The sequence below is a fragment of the Acidovorax sp. sic0104 genome (genome assembly GCF_019219095.1).
Classification (GTDB): domain Bacteria; phylum Pseudomonadota; class Gammaproteobacteria; order Burkholderiales; family Burkholderiaceae_C; genus Acidovorax.
In genome coordinates this window covers 17,144-36,434 of record NZ_JAHUWH010000021.1, presented here as the reverse complement: position 1 = coordinate 36,434, position 19,291 = coordinate 17,144, and the positions used below count along the sequence as shown (strand labels likewise).

Genomic DNA, 19,291 nt, shown 5'->3' with positions numbered 1-19,291 from the left:
ATTTGCTATATTTTTGATAGCTCTTTGCGCAGGCGCATGAAGCGGTTGGGCCAGTTTTTATATCAAATGACTGGCGGAAAAGGCAGAGCTGGGTGCGGGCAGGCCCTCGGTGCCGCTCAAGCGGCTTCGAGCCCGTCGAGCCAGGCGCGCGGCGGCAGCCCCAGCTTTTGTGCGAACACGCGCGAGAGAGCTGACGGGTTGGCATAACCCAGCTCCTGCGCAATGGATTTGAGCGACCGGCCTGCGCGCAGGTGCGCCTGCGCCAGCGTCAACCGCCAGTGGGCCAGGTAGTCCGCCGGTGTCTCGCCCACCACCGCCTTGAAGCGGGCCGCGAATGCGCTGCGCGACATCCCGGCCTGCGCGGCCATCTGCTCCAGGCTCCATGCCTGGCCCGGCGCATCGTGCAGGGCCGTCAGTGTGCGCGCCAGGCGCGGGTCGGCCAGACCCGTGAGCAGGCCGGGGGGCATGCGCGCTTCGTCGGGGTGGTCCAGCAACCAGCGCAGCAACTGCAGCAGCACCACTTCGAAAAGCCTGTCGGCCAGCACACGGTGGCCACAGCGCAGGCGGTCGGTCTCGGCGAACAGCAGGTCCAGCGCCTGCTGCAGGCCCTGCACGCTGGCCAGGGGCAACAGCACCAAAGGGGGGAGGGCGCGTGCCAGCGGATGGCTGGCGCCGCCCTCGAAGTCCAGCGCGGCGCAGGTGAAGTCCGAGCCATCGACCGGCGCGTTGTGAAAGAAGTGCTCCAGCGGCCGCGCATAGAACAGCAGGCTGGGCTCGCGCACTGCCAGGCGCTCGGGCGGGCCCGCCAATGGCTGGTGCGTCACCAACATCTCGCCGCGCCGCAGCACGTGCAGAAAACCCCGTCCTGGCGCTGCCGCGAAATGCGTCACCCCGCACAGCGGCCCGGTGTGGAAAAGGTGTGCCCGTACCCGAAACCGCTCCAGCAGCGATGACAGCCGGTCAAACGGCGCGGGCGAGCGGGCCGCGTTATCGCCGGGCTGGGTTGGCGTTTTGGGCATGGTTTGGATGAATTGGTATGAATCATGGATTATTGATTCCAAATGGTATTGGTTTGGGGCGGACACTGCAAGGGTGCTGTGTTCAAGCACCCGTGTCGGCAAGTCGCCGGCCTGCCACCCTCTCATCGCCTTCTCAAGGAAAAAACCATGTCCAGCGTTGCCTTCGTCTCCACCTCCACCTCCGCATCCGCTGCATCCGCCGCCGCGCGCGTCCCGCTGGTCGACCGCGCCACGGCCTCGGGCCAGGCCCGCACGCTGCTCGACCAGATCCACGGCGCCTTCGGCACCACGCCCAACATGTTCCGCGCGGTGGCCCATTCGCCAGCTGCGTTGCAGAGCATGTGGAGCGCCTTCGGCGCGCTGGGTGGCGGTGTCATCGGTGCCGCGCTGGGCGAGCAGATCGCCGTGGCCGTGGCCAACCGCAATGCCTGCGACTATTGCCTGGCAGCGCACACGGCGCTCGGCCGCAAGGCCGGCGTGAGCGGCGAGGCCCTGGCTGCCGCGCAGGCGGGCGAGTCGGCCGACCCGCGCACCGCAGCCGTGCTGCGCTTTGCCGTGCAGCTTGTGGACCAGCGCGGCCAGGTTGATGCTGCCGATGTGCAGGCGCTGCGCGACCAGGGCCTGAGCGATGAACACATCGTCGAGACAGTGGCCCATGTGGCGCTGAACCTGTTCACCAACTACCTGAACGTGGCGCTGGCGGTGCCGGTGGATTTTCCGGGCGTGAAGCTGCGCCCGGCACGCTGAGCCAGGCGCTGGCCCGAAGTGCGGATGGAAAATCGGGCGGATGAACTCGGAGTTCTGGCGCTCCGGCTGCTTGCATGGGCATGGGCGCATCCGATCGCCGAAAAGAAATGGACCAGGCGCCCAGGCTGCAAAATCGAGGCCGAGATGCACAGCCCGCAGCGGCATCGACCCCAGCCCGGAGCCTGCGGCCCTGACCGAGCCCGCCCTGACAGAGGATGCCGTGACCGATACCACCCGCCCGAACACCGCCGCGCAGCCGGCAGATGACCCCCACGCCATTGACACCGTGGCGCGCCTGGAAGCGCTGCTCGGGCCGCTCAGCGATGCGTCGCTGCGCAAGGAGGTGCCGTATGTGCACCCTGCCTACCGCGCGATGATCGAGGCTTCGCCGTTTGCGGTGCTGGCCACCATCGGCCCGGGCGGCCTGGATGCGTCTCCGCGCGGAGACCCGCCCGGTTTCGTGCAACTGCTGGACGACCGGACCCTGCTGCTGCCGGAGCGCCGCGGCAACAACCGCGCCGACAGCCTGCGCAACATCCTGACCGATCCGCGCGTGGCGCTGCTGTTCCTGATCCCGGGGGTGGGCGAGACCCTGCGTGTGAACGGCCGGGCACGCATCAGCGCGGCGCCAGAACTGCTGGCGCGCTTCGTGATGGGTGGCCAGCCCCCCCGGTGCGTCGTCGTGGTGGAGGTGGAAACCGTGTATTTCCAGTGCGCGCGCGCGGTGCTGCGCTCTCGCCTGTGGGAGTCGGCGGCGCCCGGCGCTCCACGCACGGTGCCGACGCCTGGCGCCATTCTGGCGTCCATCACGCAGGGCACCTTCGATGGAGCGGCCTATGACCAGGCATTGCCCGAACGGCAGCGCACAACCCTGTATTGACTGGGTGCCGTGGCAACGGCAACGGCAACGGCAACGGTGAAGGCGAAGGCCTGGCGGCCGGGCCGTGCAGGCCGCGGCCCTGGGTGGGCACACCGGCCGTGGGGTCTGGCGGTGCGTGAGAAGATGGCCGGGCAACTGCCGTACCGTGTGCCTCTGCCGGTGCGCGCGGCCCATCTGCAGTGCCCTGCGGCGCTGTCCGCCACCCAACCCGAGGACCCATCCCGATGGCCCAGCCACGACATCCCTTCATCCAGTTCCATGACGGACGCTCCATCCCCCAACTGGGCCTGGGCGTGTGGCAGACGCCCGCGGACGAGACCGCGCAGGCCGTGAAGGCCGCTCTGGCGGCGGGGTACCGGCATGTGGACACCGCTGCCATCTATGGCAACGAGGCGGGCGTGGGCGAGGGCCTGCGCGCCAGCGGCGTGCCGCGTGAAGACGTGTTCGTCACCACCAAGCTCTGGAATGCCGAGCAGGGCTTCGACTCCACCCTGCGTGCCTTCGACGCCAGCATGAAGCTGCTGGGACTGCAGGAGCTCGACCTTTACCTCATCCACTGGCCATGCCCTGCGCGCGGCCTGTTCGTGGACACCTGGCGTGCCTTCGTGCGCCTGCAGGGCGAGGGCCGGGTTCGCTCCATCGGCGTGTCCAACTTCGAGCCCGAGCACCTGGAGCGCCTGGTGCAGGAAACCGGCGTGAAACCCGTGCTCAACCAGGTCGAGCTGCATCCGCGCTTTCAGCAGCAGGTGCTGCGCAGTTACCACGCCGCGCACGGCATCGCCACGCAGGCCTGGAGCCCGCTGGGCCAGGGCCAGTTGCTGAGCGATCCCGCCATTGCCGCGCTGGCGAACAAACACGGCAAGACGCCGGCCCAGGTCATCGTGCGCTGGCACATCGATATGGGCCATGTGGTGATCCCGAAGTCCGTGCAGGCGGGCCGCATCGCCGAGAACGCGGACGTGTTCGACTTTGCTCTCGACGCCGACGACCTGGCGGCGCTGGCACGGCTCGATCAGCCGGATGGGCGCATCGGCCCGAACCCGCTCACGGCGGCGTTCTGATTGGAGTCAGCACTTCGCTGGCCGACGTCATTTACCCAAGACGACCCTGGACGAGCGGCTTTCCACACACGGGCCCGCGGCGGCGCCACGCCTGCCCGAGGCAAGCAATCGGTGATCTGCTCGCGCATGGGGCCTGCCACGCGCTCCGCACCCAGTGCCGGTCCGCCAGTTCGGCGCAGGCTTGAGCGTTGGACTGCGGATGCTTTGCTGATGGGAAGTCTCCACAATGCACAGCTGGAACGGACAACCAGGGCGGGAGTAAATATCGATGGATTCAGTGCTGTGGGTGGTGGCCCTGGGGGCCGTGGCGGCGGGCTTTGTGCAGGGTCTGTCGGGCTTTGGCTTCGGCATGGTGGCCATGTCTTTCTGGGCCTGGGCGCTGGAGCCGCGCCTGGGGGCGGTGCTGACGGTGTGCGGTGCGCTCACCGGCCAGCTGGTGGCGGCGTTCTCGGTGCGCCGGGGTTTCGACAGGGCGCGGCTGCTGCCCTTCGTGCTGGGCGGTCTGGCGGGCATTCCGCTCGGGGTGGCAGTGCTGCCGCGCCTGGACATGGACGCCTTCAAGCTGGTGCTGGGCACGCTGCTGGTGCTGTGGTGCCCGGCGATGCTGATGGCCAAGCAACTGCCCCGCATCACCCGCGGCGGGCGCGTGGCGGACGCGGTGGTGGGCCTGGCGGGTGGAGTGATGGGCGGTATCGGCGGCTTCACCGGCGTGCTGCCCACGCTGTGGTGCACCCTGCGCGGCATGGACAAGGACGTGCAGCGCGCCATCATCCAGAACTTCAACCTGGCAATGCTGCTGGTGACCTTCGGCACCTACGCCGCGACGGGCCTCATCACCCGCGAGGCGCTGCCCATGCTGGCCATCGTGGTGCCGGCCATGCTCGTGCCCACGCTGCTGGGCGCCCGGCTGTACCACGGTATCAGCGATGCGCGGTTCCGGCAGATCGTGCTGGGGATGCTGACGTTGTCGGGCGTGGCGATGCTGGTGGCGAGCGTGCCCAGGGTGCTGGGGCGGCTGGCGTAGCGGCACACCGTCAGAGCCCTGACGGCTTGGCAGCGCGGCCGTTCCGCTTGAGCTTGTCGAAACCTGGGCGCTGCTTGCGGGCTCGCTGATTGGGTGGTGTGCCTGGTTCAAGGGCGGGAGCCGGGAGTTCGCCCCGGCGGGCGAGGTACTTCTTCTTTGCTTCGCCAAAGAAAAGTACCCAAAAGAAAGGCGACCCCCAGTCTGCGACCCCTGCGCTGCGCTGTGGGGCAAACCTGCGTCGTGCCGGTTGCGGGGTGCGCCGCAGAACTCACTGCGCGCCTGGGGCGCTTCGTTCAGACAACTGCGGCGAGTCAGTGCACGAAGCATGCGCGCTAGGGCGCCCATGCCACCCCGCAACCGCCCCGCCGCAGGCGCAGCCAGCAGGGGGTGGACAGCCGAACATCCAAACAGCCACACGGGCCATCGCGTTGCTCGGCCCCCAAGACGCGGGCGCATGCGCCGCGCGCTGCGCAGGCGGGGCTGGGCCTGTCGAAGTTGGGGCGCCTTGCCCCTCGCCCGTTTGGGTTGAGCTTGTCGAAACCTGGGTGCTGCTCGCGGGCTCGCTGATTGGGTGGTGTGCTTGTGTGGAGTGCGGGAGCCGGGGTGCGCGCCCGGCGGCGCGGTAACTTTCTCTTGCTTCGCCAAGAGAAAGTCACCAAAGAGAAGGCGACCCCCAGTCTGCGACCCCTGCGCTGCGCTACGGGGCAACCTGCGTCGGGGCGGTTGCGGGGTGCGCCGCAGAACTCACTGCGCGCCTTGGGGCGCTCCGTTCAGACAACTGCGGCGAGTCAGTACACGAAGCATGCGCGCTAGGGCGCCCATGCCACCCCGCAACCGCCCCGCCTCAGGCGCAGCCAGCAGGGGGTGGACAGCCGAACATCCAAACAGCCACACGGGCCATCGCGTTGCTCGGCCCCCAAGACGCGGGCGCAAGCGCCACGCGCTGCGCGGGCGGGGCCGAGCGCAGCAATGGCCCGTGTGGCTGTTCGGCCCTCCATCCCTTCTGGATGCGCCTGGGGCGCGCAGGGGGCGGGGTGGGCGTGTGCCGCAGGACACACGCCTTCGTGCTCTGACTTGCCGCAGTTGTCTGAACGGAGCGCGCAGCGCGCAGTGAGTTCTGCGGCACACCCCGCGCCCGAGCACCTCAGGTTGCCCCGCAGCGCAGCGAAGGGGTCGCAGACAGCAGGGTCGCCTTTTCTTTGGTGCCTTTCTTTTGGCGAAGCAAAAGAAAGACACTCGCCGCCGGGCGACTCCCGGCCTCCGCCCTTGAACCAGGCATGCTGCCCCTCAGCGAGCCCGCGAGCGCGCCCCGGTTTCGACAAGCTCAACCCGAACGGGCGGGGGTGAGGCGCCCCGGTTTCGACAAGCTCAACCCGAACGGGCGGGGGTGAGGCGCCCCGGTTTCGACAAGCTCAACCCGAACGGGCGGGAGTGAGGCGCCCAGGTTTCGACAAGCTCAACCCTGACGGGTGGGATAGCAACAGCAGCACGAAGCTTCGACAGGCTCAGCCCGAACGGCACGGAATCACGCAGAACGCGAACCCGTATCGATCAATCCCCCATCACCACGCCCTCGCGCCGTGGGTCGGCGCCGCCCATCCACAGTTTCTTGCCATGGGCATTGCCCAGTGTGATGGCCTGCAGGCCGCTGGTCATGTTCATCTCGCGCACCTCGGCGCCACGGGCGCGCAGGGCTTCCACCGTGGAGGGCGGAAAGCGCTTTTCCTCCAGCAGCGTGGGGCCGTTCAGGGAGCCGAAGTTGGGCAGGTTGATGGCCTGCTGGGGCATCAGTCCCCAGTTGAAGACGCCGTACAGCGTCTTGGCCGTGTAGTGGATGATGGCCGCCCCGCCGGGGCTGCCGCCGCTCATCAAGAGCTCGCCCGTGGCCTTGTCGAACACCAGCGTGGGCGCCATGGACGAGCGCGGGCGCTTACCGGGCTGCACGCGGTTGGCGATGGGCTGGCCTTGCGCGTCGGTGGGCGCGAAGCTGAAGTCGGTGAGCTCGTTGTTGAGCAAGAATCCCTTCACCATTTGCCGCGCGCCGAACTGGTCTTCGATGGTGGTGGTCATGGCCACCGCGTTGCCGAAGGCATCGACGATGCTGATGTGGCTGGTGCCGTACTCGGGCTGATCGGGCATGGGCGCGTAGCCCGTCTTGACGGCGCCGGGGTTGCCGGGCTGCGCCACCTTCATGCTCTGCGCCCCGATGAGTTTGGCGCGGTCGGCCAGGTAGGCGGGGGCGAGCAGGCTGCTCCAGCCGCCGGCGGGGGGCTGCACGAAGTCCGGGTCGGCCACGTACTGCGCGCGGTCTGCAAAGGCCAGGCGCGCGGCCTCGGTGTACAGGTGCAGCCAGTCGGCCGAGGGGATGCCGTCCTGCAAGGGCATGGCGGCGGCGTCGGTGTTCTTGAGGATGCCCAGGATCTGCGCGATGGCGATCGCGCCCGAGCTGGGCGGCGGAAAGCCGCAGACGCGGAAGTCCTTGGCCTGCACCTGGTAGTCGTGGCACAGCGCCTCGCGTTTCTTGGGCTGGTAACCGGCCAGGTCGGACAGGCTGAGCTTTCCGGGGTTGGTGGGGTGCTTTTGCACCTTGTCCACTATGGCCTGGGCGATCTCGCCCTCGTGCAGCGCCTTGCTGCCTTCCGCGGCGATGCGGCGCAGCACGGTGGCCAGTTCTGGGTTGCGCAGGTTCACGCCCACGTCGCGTGCGTCGCCATCGGCCTTGTAGAAGTAGGCGGCGGCCACGGGGTCCTTCTTGAGGTGGGCGTCGGCCTTCACCAGGGTGTTGAGCCGCGCGCTGACCTTGAAGCCGCCCTCGGCCAGCGTGATGGCGGGCTGGAACAGCGTGGCCCAGGGCAGCTTGCCGTGCTGCTTGTGCGCCATCTCCAGCATGCGCACGGTGCCGGGCACGCCGACCGAGCGGCCACCCACCACACCGTCGTAGAACGGAACGGGCTTGCCGTCGGCACCCAGGAAGAGTTTTTCGTCGGCCGCAGCGGGCGCGGTTTCGCGGCCGTCATAGGCCTCCACCGCCTTGCCGCTGCTGTGCAGCAGGAAGGCGCCGCCGCCGATGCCGCTGGACTGGGGCTCAACCAGGGTCAGCACCATCTGCACGGCGATGGCGGCGTCCACCGCCGAGCCACCGGCCTTGAGGACCTGATAGCCCGCATCGGTAGCCAGCGGGTTGGCGGCCGCCACGGCGAACTTCTCGGTGGCCCAGCCCGGTTTTTCTGTGTAGCCCGACGAGCCTTCGGGCTGTACCGGCACGGTATAGGCGAACTGTGACGGGCTGGTGGTGCCTGCGCAGCCAGCCAGCAGCGCCGCGAGCGCGGCGGTAGCTGCCAGGGCGGGGCGTAGTCTGCGGCTAGACGCCACGGCGGGCGGGACGATGGTGGGCATGGAGCTTCTCCTTCGTGGCAGGAAGCGGCCATCGTACGGTGCACGGCGTGCACAGGGGAGCGACGTTACATCACGCTACAGCCGCCAGGGTGCAAGTAATTTTGGCGTCTGGACTTTGCTGGATAAGCGCGGATAGCTTCCAAAATGATAGCAAAAGAGGGCGGCGGCGATCACGCCTGCACCGGCCCCGCGCGGCCGTCTTCCACCACGAAGCGGGCGAGGGTGCTTGCGCCGCTGTCGGCGCGCATCGGGTCATCCACCACGCGCAGGGTGGTAGTCCAGCGCGCTGGGGTGATGTGCGCCAGTCCGTAGCCACGCTGGTCGCAGCGCGCCAGCAGCACGTGGGGGTTGTGCCGCGCGACGGCGTCGACCTTGTCCTGGGTGGTGCCCGAGCGCGAGCTGATGGAGGTGCCGCAGAACTCGCTGGCGATGACGGCTGAGTCGGGGCGGTCCATGTCGGCGTGCACGCGGCACACGTAGTTCTGGTGGATGTCGCCGCCCAGCAGAACGGTGTTGCGCGGGGCGTGGCGGGTCACCGACTGGAGCAGGCGGGCGCGGGCGGCGGGGTATCCGGCCCAGCTGTCGGTGCCGACCGTGCCGGAGGGGTAGTGCCGCTGCGCGAACAGCGTCTGCTGCGCGATGACGCTCCAGCGGGTGGCGTCCTGGGCTGCCGCGTCGGCGGCCAGTCCGGCGTCGATCCACTGCTCCTGCGCCGCGCCCAGGAAGGTGCGCGCAGGATCGGCCAACTCGGCGCAGCTGCCGCCGCGCACGGCGCCCGCGCTGCCGGAGTCCGGCGCACGGCAGGCCTGCCAGCTGCGGTACTGGCGTGCATCCAGCAGGTGGATGTGGGCCAGGCGTCCCCAGCGCAGCAGGCGGTAGACCTGCAGCGCATCCCAGCGGGTGTCGGGAAACGGCCGGGTCAGGCTGGTGGCGCGCAGCGGCATGTTCTCGTAGAACGCCTGCCATGCGGCGCCGCGCTGGGCCAGGAAGCTGCCTGTGTCGCCACCCCGGCCCGCGCTGGCGGCGTAGTCGTTCTGCACCTCGTGGTCGTCCCAGGTCACGGCCCAGGGGCAGGCGGCGTGCGCGGCCTGCAGGGCGGGGTCGCTCTTGTGCAGCGCGTAGCGGTCGCGGTAGTCGGCCAGCGTGGTGGCCAGCTTGAGGCTGTGGGTGCGCGCCAGGTCCGCCGCATTTTTGGGCGTGGCGTATTCGTAGATGTAGTCGCCGAGGAACAGCACCAGGTCAGGCTGGTCCGCCGCCAGATGGCGCCATGCCGCATAGTGGCCGTGCTCCCACCGCTGGCACGAGGCAAAGGCTACCCGCAGCGCATCCGGCAGGTCGCCCGCCGCCGGCGCCGTGCGCGTGCGGCCCACGGTGCTGACCGCATCGCCCAGCATGAAGCGGTAGTGGTACCAGCGCCCAGGCTGCAGGCCGCGCAGCTCCACGTGCACGCTGTGCCCGAGCTGCGGCAGGGCAGGGGCCTGGCCCTTCTGGACGATCTGCGCGAAGCGCGCATCGTGCGCCACCTCCCACCGCACGGTGTGGGCCGTCTGCAGCTGCGCCGCATCAGCAAGCGCCAGCCGCGTCCACAGCACTACCCCGTCAGGCGCCGGATCGCCACTGGCCACGCCCAGCGCGAACGGGTGGGTGGACAGTGAAGGCGCGTTGCTCCACGCCCAGTGGGGCAGGGCGGAAGCCGTGGCCGCACTGGCGGCGAGTTGTAGAAATGCGCGGCGGTCCATGGTCGATGACGTTTCAGGTGATGCGCAACAGCAGCCCGAGCAGGCGCTGCTGTGAGCAGCATCCTAATCAAGCGGACGTCGATACTGGCGCGCCCCCAGGCCAGTGCCACCGTGGAACTGGCTTTGCCAGGCCACGGGTGGCGTCCCCCTGGGGGGAGGGCGCCACAGGCGACTCAGGGGGATTCCAAACTCTGCGTCCCCCTGGGGGGAAGGCGCTGCAGGCGACTCAGGGGGGATTCCAAGCTCTGCGTCCCCCTGGGGGGAAGGCGCTGCAGGCGACTCAGGGGGGATTCCTTGTCAAGCCGGCATCACCCGATTCTTGCCCGCGCGCTTGGCCAGGTACATGCCCTGGTCCGCGCGGCGGATGGCGTCGGCACTGTCTTCACTGTCCGTCAGCTGGGCCACGCCGGCGCTGAAGGTGATGAGCACCTTTTCGGTGCCCTGCAGGAAGAAGCGGGTGGTCAGCTCGCGCTGCAGCCGCGTCATGGCGGCCACGCCGCTCTCGACGGTGGTGTCGGGCAGCACCAGCACGAACTCTTCGCCGCCATAGCGCGCCAGCAAGTCCTGCGGCCGCATGACCTCGCGCGTGACCTGCGCCAGGTGCACCAGGGCGGCGTCGCCGCCGGCGTGCCCCAGCCGGTCGTTCAGGGTCTTGAAGTTGTCAACGTCGAGCAGCGCCAGGCACAGCGGCGAGCCCAGGCGGCGTGACCGGGCTATCTCTCGCTCCATGGCCTCGTCCAGGCCCTTGCGGTTGAGCGAGCCCGTCAGCGGGTCGTGCCGGGCCTGGGCGCTGGCGCGGTCGAGCTCTTCCTGCAGCTTGGCCACTTCGGCGCGCTTGGCTTCGGTGCGCTCGCGCAGGTCCTGCAGTTCGTCGTGGGTCACGCGGCTGTCCAGGGCCATGGAGCGGGTGGCGCTCATCACTTCCTGGAGCACGGGGGCAATTTCCTCGATCGTGTTGGCCTTGCCGATCAGGTCGGCGCAGCGCTCCATGGTGCCCTGGTAGGTGGTGCTGGACGCGGTGATCCGCGCCAGTCTCTCGATGAAGGTCGTGAGCATCTCCTTCATCTGTTCCTGCGCTTCGACCGTGCGGGCCTTGGCCTCGGTCTGCTTGAAGATCACGTCCTTGAGCCGGCGCTGCACATCGTCCAGGCGGCGCAGGGTGAGCGGCGGGGTGGACGCGGCCATCAGCGCCTGGGCCTGGCCCTGCAGCCAGCGGTCTTCGGCGCTGAGCACGGCGATGTTCTCGAACACCATGTGCAGCAGCTCCAGCAGGCCGGTGCGTATGGCGCTTTGCTCTTCGGTGGCGAACGACAGCCGGTAGGTGAAGTTGCCCAGCATGAGCTGGACGGTGGAGATGGGAGGGGCCGGTTCCTTGAGGAACGTGACCAGTTGCTGCGCCATCTCGATCACGCGCGCATCGTCGTCCCCCAGCGCGGGCAGCACGTTGTCGAGCAGGCGTGACAGGATCTGCGCGAATTCGTCGGGCAGGACGTGGGCGGTGGCCACCGGCGCCTGGTCTGCCGTCTCCACCGGCGCGGCGGCTGCCGACGCGGGGTTCAGGCCCAGGTTGGCATAGCCGACCATCACGCTTTGCAGCGACGACCAGTCTTTCTGGATGATGGCCCGCTCGAACTGGCCCAGCAGGCGCTTTTGCGCGGGGGTCTGCCCGGGGAGCACCCGCTGGATCTGGCTCAGCGGCCCCTCAGGAAAAGGCTGCGGGCTGCGGGTTTCGGCGATCTCGTCGTACAGCGCCAGGTAGTTGTCGGGCGTGGGCTGCAGCCGGCGGATGGCCAGTTGCTTGAGTGTCTCGCGCGCTATTTCTGAAGGTGGACGGTCGGCCATGTGCGGACACCAGGGTCTGAGAGGGCGGAATGCCCAAGTGTGACACAGAGGCGGCCCGCGCGCGCCGCCATCGCGAGCGTCCTCTGGTTGTCAGTTGACCATCACCAGCTTGCCCATCACGCCCCGCGAACCCATGTGCGCGTAGGCCGCGGGCAGCTCGGCCATGGGCATGGTGCGGTCGATCACCGGCTTGATCCTGCCCTGGGCATACCACTGCGCCAGCTCGCCCATCATGGCGGCGTTGGCCTTGGGTTCGCGCTTGGCGAAGTCGCCCCAGAAAACGCCCACGATGGACGCGCCCTTGAGCAGTGCCAGGTTGAAGGGCAGTGCGGGTATGGGGCCGGACGCAAACCCCACCACCAGGTAGCGGCCGCGCCAGGCGATGGAGCGGAACGCGGGCTCGGCGAAATCGCCGCCCACAGGGTCGTAGATCACGTCCGGACCCTTGCCGTCGGTCAGTGCCTTGATGGACTCGCGCAGGTTGTCCTTGCTGTAGTTGATGGTGGCGTCGGCCCCGATGGAGGTGCAAAGCGCGCATTTCTCGTCGCTCGAAGCCGCGGCGATCACGCGCGCGCCCATGGCCTTGGCGATCTGGATGGCCGAGGTGCCCACGCCGCCGGCAGCGCCCAGCACCAGCACCGTCTCCCCGGCTTTGAGCGCGGCGCGGTCCACCAGCGCGTGGTAGGACGTGGCATAGATCATGATGAAGGCAGCGGCATCCACATGCGAGAAGCCGTCGGGCAAGGGCATGCACAGCGCAGCAGGCGCGATGGTGTGCGTGCCGAAACCCCCCGTGCCGGACAGGCAGGCGACGTTCTGGCCGACCTTCAGGTGCGTCACGCCGTCGCCCACGGCGGCCACCACCCCCGCGTATTCGGATCCGGGCACGAACGGCAGCGGTGGCTTCATCTGGTACTTGTTCTGCACGATGAGCAGGTCGGGGAAGTTCAGGCTGGCCGCCTTGATCTCGATGAGCACCTCGCCGGCCTTGGGCGAGGGCGTGGGCAGTTCGGTCCAGGCCAGGGCGTCTACGCCGACAGGGTTGGTGCAAAGCCAAGCGTGCATGGAAGGGTCTCCGGTCAATTTTGTGGAACGCATGATAGGCGGGGGCTCTGCCGGCGCGATGTCCCACGAGCGACGGCCTGCAAGACGCGCGAGGGCCGGGCACGCGACCTACAATCGGTTGCAACCCCCTGCTGCAACCCATGAAAATTCTGATCTCCAACGACGACGGCTACCAGGCCCCGGGCATCGTGGCGCTGCACGATGCGCTCAAGACCCTCGACGGGGTCGAGGTGGAGGTGGTAGCGCCCGAGCACAACAACAGTGCCAAGTCCAACGCCCTGACCCTGCATTCGCCGCTGACCGTCACCCAGGCCCACAACGGCTTTCGGTACGTGAACGGCACGCCGGCCGACTGCGTGCACATCGCACTCACCGGGCTGCTGGGCTACCGGCCCGACCTTGTGGTCTCCGGCATCAACAACGGCGCCAACATGGGCGACGACACCATCTACTCGGGCACGGTGGGCGCGGCGATGGAAGGCTATTTGTTCGGCATTCCGGCCATCGCGTTCTCCCAGGTCGACAAAGGCTGGGGCGAAATCGAGGCAGCTGCGGCCAAGGCCCGGGAGATCGTGGAGCAAATGCGTGCGCAGCAACTGGTGAATGACACTCCCTGGCTGCTGAACGTGAACATCCCCAACCTGCCTTTTGAGGTCATCAAACCCATCAAGCTGTGCCGTTTGGGCCGCCGCCATGCGGCCGAGCGCGTCATCGTGCAGGAAAGCCCGCGGGGCGAGGCGATGTACTGGATCGGCGGCGCAGGAGCCGCCAAGGACGACGCAGAGGGCACCGACTTCCACGCCACGGTGCAGGGCCATGTGTCGATCACCCCACTGAAGGTGGACCTGACCGACCACGACAATCTGGGTTACTGGGCGCAGACCGCGTCGCGGCTGGCGGCGGGCGCAGCCCACGCCCCGAAAGCGTGACGATGCAGCAGCGCCGCCCCGGATTCCCGGCCCGGCTTCCGGGCGCGGCGGCCCCAACACCTGCGAGGCCGGCCCCTGCAGCGCCGCCCGCACGGCACGCTGCAGCGCCCTCGCCCGTGGGCGTGGGACTCGATTCCGCAGCCGTGCGCGCGCGCATGGTGCAAAAGCTGGCAGCGGGCGGCATCACATCGCCCGCCGTCCTGCAGGCCATGGGAGCGGTGGAGCGCCACCGGTTCGTGGACAGCGCGCTGGTCAACCAGGCGTACGAGGACACCAGCCTGCCCATCGGGCTCGGCCAGACCATCTCGAAGCCCAACGTGGTGGCCCGCATGTGCGAGTTGCTGCTGGGCTCCGAAGGCGCGCGCTCCGGCGGACTGGGCCGGGTGCTGGAGATCGGCACGGGCTGCGGCTATCAGGCAGCCGTGTTGAGCCACCTGGCCCGCGAGGTCTATACCCTGGAGCGGCTGCGCGGGCTGCACGACAAGGCCCGTGGCAACCTGCGGCCATTTCGCCTGGCCAATGTCCATCTGCTGTTCGGGGATGGGATGCTTGGCTATGCCAAAGGCGCGCCGTATGCAGCCATCATTGCGGCAGCGGGCGGCGATGCCGTGCCGCAGGCGTGGTGCGATCAGTTGGCCGTGGGCGGGCGGCTTGTGGCGCCCATGGCCGTGGCGGGCGGCCAGCAGATGTTGCTCGTGATCGACAAAACCCCGCACGGATTGAAACAAAACGTGCTGGAGCCCGTACATTTTGTCCCCCTAAAATCGGGGGTTGCCTAGGGGGCCAGCAGTCTTTGCACCCCCTTCGTCGGACCATGAGGTCAGCGATTGTTCCCGCGCAAACGTTGACCTCATGGCCCAACGCATTGGGAAAGCCGGGAAAAGGTCCGGCTGCTGCGTCTTTGCAGCCCGTTTGCGGTATTCATCTCTCGGCGCGTCGTGCGCCTTGTCGCCGGGCCTTTTACCGGCTTTCGTGAGCACATGAGTGCACAACACGGTCCAAAGGGAATGCTTATGTTCGTATCGCGTGGTCTTGTGGTCGGGTTTACCGTGGCGCTGGCGGGGCTTGCACTCACCGGTTGCGGCACCCGGCTGAACAGGGCTCCTGTGGAAGACCGGGGCACGTCCTCGCAGTCCTCCTCGCCTGCGCCGGCCGCGCAGCCTGGCGTGGTGGTGGGCACGCCCATCAAGCCGCTGCCTGGTGCGGAAAACGCCGGAAAACCCGGCTACTACACCGTCAAGCCGGGGGATACCCTCATTCGCATCGGCCTCGAATCGGGCCAGAGCTGGAAAGATATCGCCCGCTGGAACAATCTGGAGAACGCCAACCTGATCGAAGTGGGCCAGGTGCTGCGCGTGGCACCGCCCGCTGCTGCATCGCAGGCAGTGGCATCCGATACGGGGGTGGTCACCCGACCTGTGGCGTCGTCCTCGGTCACGCCCGCCGCGCCTGCCAGCGGCCCCGTGCCACCTGCCAGCGCCGCTAAACCTGGCGCATCGGCCGCCGCAGGCCCCGTGGCCGCCGCACCGGCTCCCGCGCCAGCACCTGCCGCTGCGGGGGGCGACGATGACATGGCCTTTATCTGGCCAGCTCCGGGGACGTTGATTGCAGGTTTCGACGAGGCGCGCAACAAGGGCTACGACATTGCTGGCAAGGCGGGCGACCCGGTGCTGGCCGCCGCCGATGGCCGCGTGGTGTACGCCGGGGCAGGCCTGCGCGGCTACGGCAACCTGGTGATCCTCAAACACAACAACACCTTCCTGACGGCGTACGCCCACAACCAGACGCTCCTGGTCAAGGAAGACCAGGCTGTGCGCAAGGGACAGAAGATTGCCGAGATGGGCAGCACCGACGCCGACCGCGTCAAGCTGCACTTTGAGATCCGCCGGCAGGGCAAGCCGGTCGACCCCTCGCGCTACCTGCCCGCGCGCTGAACCGTGGCCACGTCTCCGCTCAGCGGCATGGATACCGCTGCGCAGCTGGCGGGGACCAACGATGGTGATCTGCTGCCCGAGGAGTCCGACAGCCTTTCGGAGGAGTCCGCCGGCGAACTCCGCACCATGACCGTGGGTAGCGCGCAGCATGGGGTGCGGATCGACCGGGCGCTGGTGGAACTGGTGCCCGAGTTGTCCCGCAGCTATCTGCAACAGCTGCTTGGCCAGGGTCTTGTCAGCCACCAGGGAAAACCGGCGCTCAAGGCCTCCGCCAAGGTGAAAGCAGGCGACCAGCTCCTGCTGGAAATACGGCCTACGCTGCAGAGCCAGGCGTTCCGGCCCGAGCCCATGGCTATCGATGTGGTCTATGAAGACGCGCACCTGCTGGTGGTGAACAAGCCCGCCGGCCTCGTGGTGCATCCGGCGCCGGGCAACTGGAGCGGCACCCTGCTCAACGGCCTGCTGGCCCGCGACGACAAGGCGCTGACGGTGCCACGCGCTGGCATCGTTCATCGGCTCGACAAGGACACGAGCGGCCTGATGGTGGTGGCCCGCGACCGTGCAACGATGGATGCCCTGGTCGCGCTGATCGCCGACCGCCAGGTCAAGCGCCAGTATGTCGCATTGGCGCACGGCGCCTGGAGCGGACCCGCGACACGCTCGGTGAACGCACCGATCGGCAGGGACCCGCGCAACCGCCTGCGCATGGCGGTGGTGGATCTGGCGGTGCACCCCGGCAAGGCGGCGCGTACGGATGTGCGGTGGCTGGAAGGCAGTGGCCAGGGGTGCTGGGTGCAGTGCACCTTGCACACAGGACGTACCCACCAGATCCGCGTGCACATGGCTTCGCTCAAGCACCCGTTGGTGGGCGACACGCTGTATGGCGGCGCGCCGTTGGAGGCGATGCAGCGGCAGGCGTTGCACGCCTACCGGCTGGCATTCGCTCACCCGATGACGGGGCAGGCGCTGGAGTTCCATGCCCCCGTGCCCGAGGATATGCGCCAGGCCCTCGCCGTGTGGGGCCTGGGCTACAATGCGCCCTGACGGCCAGACTGGCCACCAGCCCGAAGACGGAATCCCGCCGGGCCCTTGCGTCGCGCCGGCGCCTTGCACAGTGCGCCATTGCTATTGATTGCCCCCTGCTGTTGATGTGCCACCCGTCGCGACGCGTGCCACTTTTCCAGGAATCGCCAAACCATGAACACGGTGGATGCCAAACGGGTCCTCGAAACTGCGTTGATCTGCGCGCAGCAGCCTGTGCCCTTGCGCGAGTTGCGGGTGCTTTTCAATGACGCGCTGGGTTCCGACACCCTCAAGGCTATGCTGCAGGAACTGCAACTGGAATGGACGCAGAGGGGCGTGGAGCTGGTGCAGGTGGCCACGGGATGGCGTTTTCAGAGCCGCCCCGAGATGCGCGAGTACCTGGACAGGCTGCACCCCGAGAAGCCGCCACGCTACACCCGGGCCACCATGGAAACCCTGGCGATCATTGCATACCGCCAGCCGGTGACGCGGGGCGACATCGAGGACATCCGCGGCGTAACGGTCAACAGCCTGATCATCAAGCAACTGGAGGACCGGGGCTGGGTGGAGGTCATCGGCCACCGTGAGACGGTAGGCCGTCCTTCGCTGTTCGCGACCACCCGGCAGTTTCTGGACGACATGGGTCTGCAGTCGCTGGACCAACTGCCTGTGCTGGACGACCCATCCGGCAATGCCAATGTGCTGGAGGCCATGGCGGCTGCCGCACAGGGCGTGATTGAGCCGGAGGCCGAGCCCGAAGCGCCCCAGGCGCCAGCACTGGAGCCGGAGCCCGAACTCGCGGTGGCGGTGGCGGAACCCGTGGTGGCGGACGCGGAGCAGGCCTTGGAGGCGGTGCAGCAGCAGAGCGATGAGCTGCAGCCAGATCCAACACCCCAGCCTGAGCCTTTGCCGCAGACGGACGATTTTTTTGACAATGTGGAGACAGGTCTCCGCGATGACGATGCCGATACCCAGCGTGGTATCCAGGGAAATACTTGATGAACGATTCGATCCCAGACCAACCGGCAGCCGAGCCATCGGCAGACCCTGCAGCGCCCGCCAAGAAGCCGGCCGCCAAGCGCGCTCCGCGCAAGAAGGCCGCAACTGCCGCTGGGGTTGCGGACACGGGCGCAGGCGCGCCGGCCGAAGTCGAGCCCTCTGTCGGGCCCCAGGCTGCTGAGGAGACTGTCGTGCAGCCTTCCGTGGTCGCATCCTTGGGTTCAGAGCCCGGTGCCGCAGTCGATGCCGTCGAAGATGCTGGCGAGACGGCCAAAGAGGCTCAAGCGGTTCGAATGCAGCCGGAGGGCGGGGGGCGGCAGTCCCAGGGTCAGCCCCGTGGCCAGCGTCCCGTGCGCTCCGAGGGCGATGGTCGCGGCCCGCGGCGCAACCCCGCCGCGCCGGCGGTCGATGGCTACCAGTTTGCCGACGTGGTGTCGGGGCGCTTCGACGAAGAGGACGCCTCTGTGGATGCCTTGCCCGCCAAGCGCGTGCTGCTGCCACAGGTCGAGACCCCCAAGCTGCACAAGGTCCTGGCGCAGGCGGGGCTGGGTTCTCGGCTGGAGATGGAGCAGCTCATCCTGGAGGGGCGCATCTCCGTCAACAATGAGCCGGCCCACATCGGCCAGCGCATCCAGTACGGCGACCAAGTCAAGGTCAACGGCAAGCCCATCCGCTACCGCATCGACCCGCCGCCTGCCCGCGTGATCGCCTACCACAAGCCGGTGGGCGAAGTGGTCACGCATGACGACCCGCAGAACCGGCCGACCGTGTTTCGCAAGTTGCCGCGTCTGGTACAGGGCAAGTGGCAATCCGTGGGGCGTCTGGACCTGAACACCGAAGGCCTGCTGCTGTTCACCAGTTCCGGTGAGCTGGCCAACAAACTGATGCACCCCCGCTTCGGCCTGGAGCGAGAGTACGCTGTGCGCGTGCTGGGTGCGCTCAGCAATGAAGAAAAACAAAAGCTGCTGGACGGCGTGCGCCTGGACGATGGCATGGCTGCCTTCGGCTCCATCGAAGACGGCGGCGGCGAGGGCTCCAACTGCTGGTATCGCGTCACGATCTCCGAAGGCCGTAACCGCGAAGTGCGCCGCATGCTCGAGTCGGTGGGGCACGCGGTCAGCCGCCTCATCCGCATCCGCTATGGCGCCATGGTTCTGCCGCGCGGCCTCAAGCGCGGGGCTTGGCTGGAGCTCGATGAGAGCGATATCCGTGCCCTGGTGCGCGCAGCCGGCGCCGGAGCGCCGGAGGGCGCCCAGGCCCGTGTGGATGCGCCAGCAGGGGCCGGTGCCCGCAACGGTGACAAGCGTCAGCGCGGCGGTCGCAACGCATCCCGCGGCAATGGAAGCGGCAGCGGCAATGGGCAGCGCCGAGACGGATTCCCCGGCGCTTCGGGGGGGCAAGGCCCAGTGCGTGGGCAAAAGCCTCGCCGCGATGGCGGCGGCCAGGGGCAGGGCGCGCGTGGGGCTGGTTCGGGGGGGGGCGCGCAGCCCGACCCGATGAAAACGTCGGTGGGCTACATCGGAACCGACAGCCTGTCACGCCACCGCCAGGAAAAGCGCCGCCCCTCCGGCGGTGGGCCTCGGCGCGGCGGGCGCTGACGGACCGACCGAGCGGCCGCCCCGGTTAGAATCGA

Annotated in this window: 15 protein-coding genes; 10 read left to right on the top strand and 5 right to left on the bottom strand. The window is 68.4% G+C overall.

Annotated elements, in window-relative coordinates; genetic code table 11:
• Window positions 1-116 precede the first annotated feature (116 nt).
• The gene (locus KW835_RS23630) at window positions 117-1,019 is read right to left on the bottom strand and encodes an AraC family transcriptional regulator (RefSeq protein ID WP_218386941.1); all 903 of its coding nucleotides are present in this window, start codon (window positions 1,017-1,019) and stop codon (window positions 117-119) included.
• 147 nt (window positions 1,020-1,166) lie between these two features.
• Here KW835_RS23630 and KW835_RS23625 point away from each other — a divergent pair, with 147 nt between their 5' ends.
• The 4 genes from KW835_RS23625 to KW835_RS23610 all read left to right on the top strand — a co-directional run bounded on the left by KW835_RS23625 (window position 1,167) and on the right by KW835_RS23610 (window position 4,731).
• Window positions 1,167-1,766: a carboxymuconolactone decarboxylase family protein gene (locus KW835_RS23625; RefSeq protein ID WP_218386939.1), complete on the top strand. Its 600-nt coding sequence runs from the start codon at window positions 1,167-1,169 to the stop codon at window positions 1,764-1,766.
• A gap of 220 nt (window positions 1,767-1,986) precedes the next feature.
• Window positions 1,987-2,646 carry a pyridoxamine 5'-phosphate oxidase family protein gene (locus KW835_RS23620; protein WP_218386937.1) on the top strand — a complete coding sequence of 220 codons (660 nt, stop codon included), beginning with the start codon at window positions 1,987-1,989 and terminating at the stop codon, window positions 2,644-2,646.
• Window positions 2,647-2,870: 224 nt separating this feature from the next.
• Window positions 2,871-3,707, top strand: coding sequence for an aldo/keto reductase (locus KW835_RS23615; RefSeq protein ID WP_218386935.1), 837 nt, complete (start codon window positions 2,871-2,873; stop codon window positions 3,705-3,707).
• Between the two features lie 268 nt (window positions 3,708-3,975).
• A complete protein-coding gene (locus tag KW835_RS23610; RefSeq protein ID WP_218386933.1) occupies window positions 3,976-4,731 on the top strand; it encodes a sulfite exporter TauE/SafE family protein in 756 nt (251 codons plus the stop codon).
• A gap of 1,551 nt (window positions 4,732-6,282) precedes the next feature.
• Here KW835_RS23610 and KW835_RS23605 read toward each other — a convergent pair.
• The 4 genes from KW835_RS23605 to KW835_RS23590 all read right to left on the bottom strand — a co-directional run bounded on the left by KW835_RS23605 (window position 6,283) and on the right by KW835_RS23590 (window position 12,773).
• Window positions 6,283-8,127, bottom strand: coding sequence for a gamma-glutamyltransferase family protein (locus KW835_RS23605; RefSeq protein WP_218386931.1), 1,845 nt, complete (start codon window positions 8,125-8,127; stop codon window positions 6,283-6,285).
• A gap of 170 nt (window positions 8,128-8,297) precedes the next feature.
• Window positions 8,298-9,866 carry an alkaline phosphatase gene (locus KW835_RS23600; protein WP_218386929.1) on the bottom strand — a complete coding sequence of 523 codons (1,569 nt, stop codon included), beginning with the start codon at window positions 9,864-9,866 and terminating at the stop codon, window positions 8,298-8,300.
• A gap of 297 nt (window positions 9,867-10,163) precedes the next feature.
• A complete protein-coding gene (locus KW835_RS23595) occupies window positions 10,164-11,708 on the bottom strand; it encodes a GGDEF domain-containing protein (RefSeq protein WP_218386928.1) in 1,545 nt (514 codons plus the stop codon).
• A 90-nt stretch (window positions 11,709-11,798) separates the two neighbouring features.
• Window positions 11,799-12,773: an NADPH:quinone oxidoreductase family protein gene (locus KW835_RS23590; RefSeq protein ID WP_218386927.1), complete on the bottom strand. Its 975-nt coding sequence runs from the start codon at window positions 12,771-12,773 to the stop codon at window positions 11,799-11,801.
• Between the two features lie 140 nt (window positions 12,774-12,913).
• Between KW835_RS23590 and surE the strand changes: the two genes are divergently transcribed.
• From surE to KW835_RS23560, 6 genes are all read left to right on the top strand, one after another.
• Window positions 12,914-13,702, top strand: coding sequence for a 5'/3'-nucleotidase SurE (gene surE, locus KW835_RS23585; RefSeq protein WP_218386925.1), 789 nt, complete (start codon window positions 12,914-12,916; stop codon window positions 13,700-13,702).
• Between the two features lie 2 nt (window positions 13,703-13,704).
• Window positions 13,705-14,481 carry a protein-L-isoaspartate(D-aspartate) O-methyltransferase gene (locus KW835_RS23580; RefSeq protein WP_218386924.1) on the top strand — a complete coding sequence of 259 codons (777 nt, stop codon included), beginning with the start codon at window positions 13,705-13,707 and terminating at the stop codon, window positions 14,479-14,481.
• A 234-nt stretch (window positions 14,482-14,715) separates the two neighbouring features.
• On the top strand, window positions 14,716-15,636 hold the full coding sequence (locus tag KW835_RS23575) for a peptidoglycan DD-metalloendopeptidase family protein (protein WP_218386923.1): 921 nt from the start codon (window positions 14,716-14,718) through the stop codon (window positions 15,634-15,636).
• Between the two features lie 27 nt (window positions 15,637-15,663).
• Complete coding sequence (locus tag KW835_RS23570; protein WP_218386988.1) at window positions 15,664-16,680, top strand: RluA family pseudouridine synthase; 1,017 nt, start codon at window positions 15,664-15,666, stop codon at window positions 16,678-16,680.
• 153 nt (window positions 16,681-16,833) lie between these two features.
• Entirely contained in the window at window positions 16,834-17,658 is an 825-nt protein-coding gene (scpB, locus tag KW835_RS23565) for an SMC-Scp complex subunit ScpB (protein ID WP_218386921.1), read from the top strand.
• Window positions 17,658-19,256 (top strand): pseudouridine synthase, encoded by a 1,599-nt coding sequence (locus tag KW835_RS23560; protein WP_218386919.1) that lies wholly within the window; start codon window positions 17,658-17,660, stop codon window positions 19,254-19,256. Before scpB ends, KW835_RS23560 begins: the two co-directional genes overlap by 1 nt.
• Window positions 19,257-19,291 lie beyond the last annotated feature (35 nt).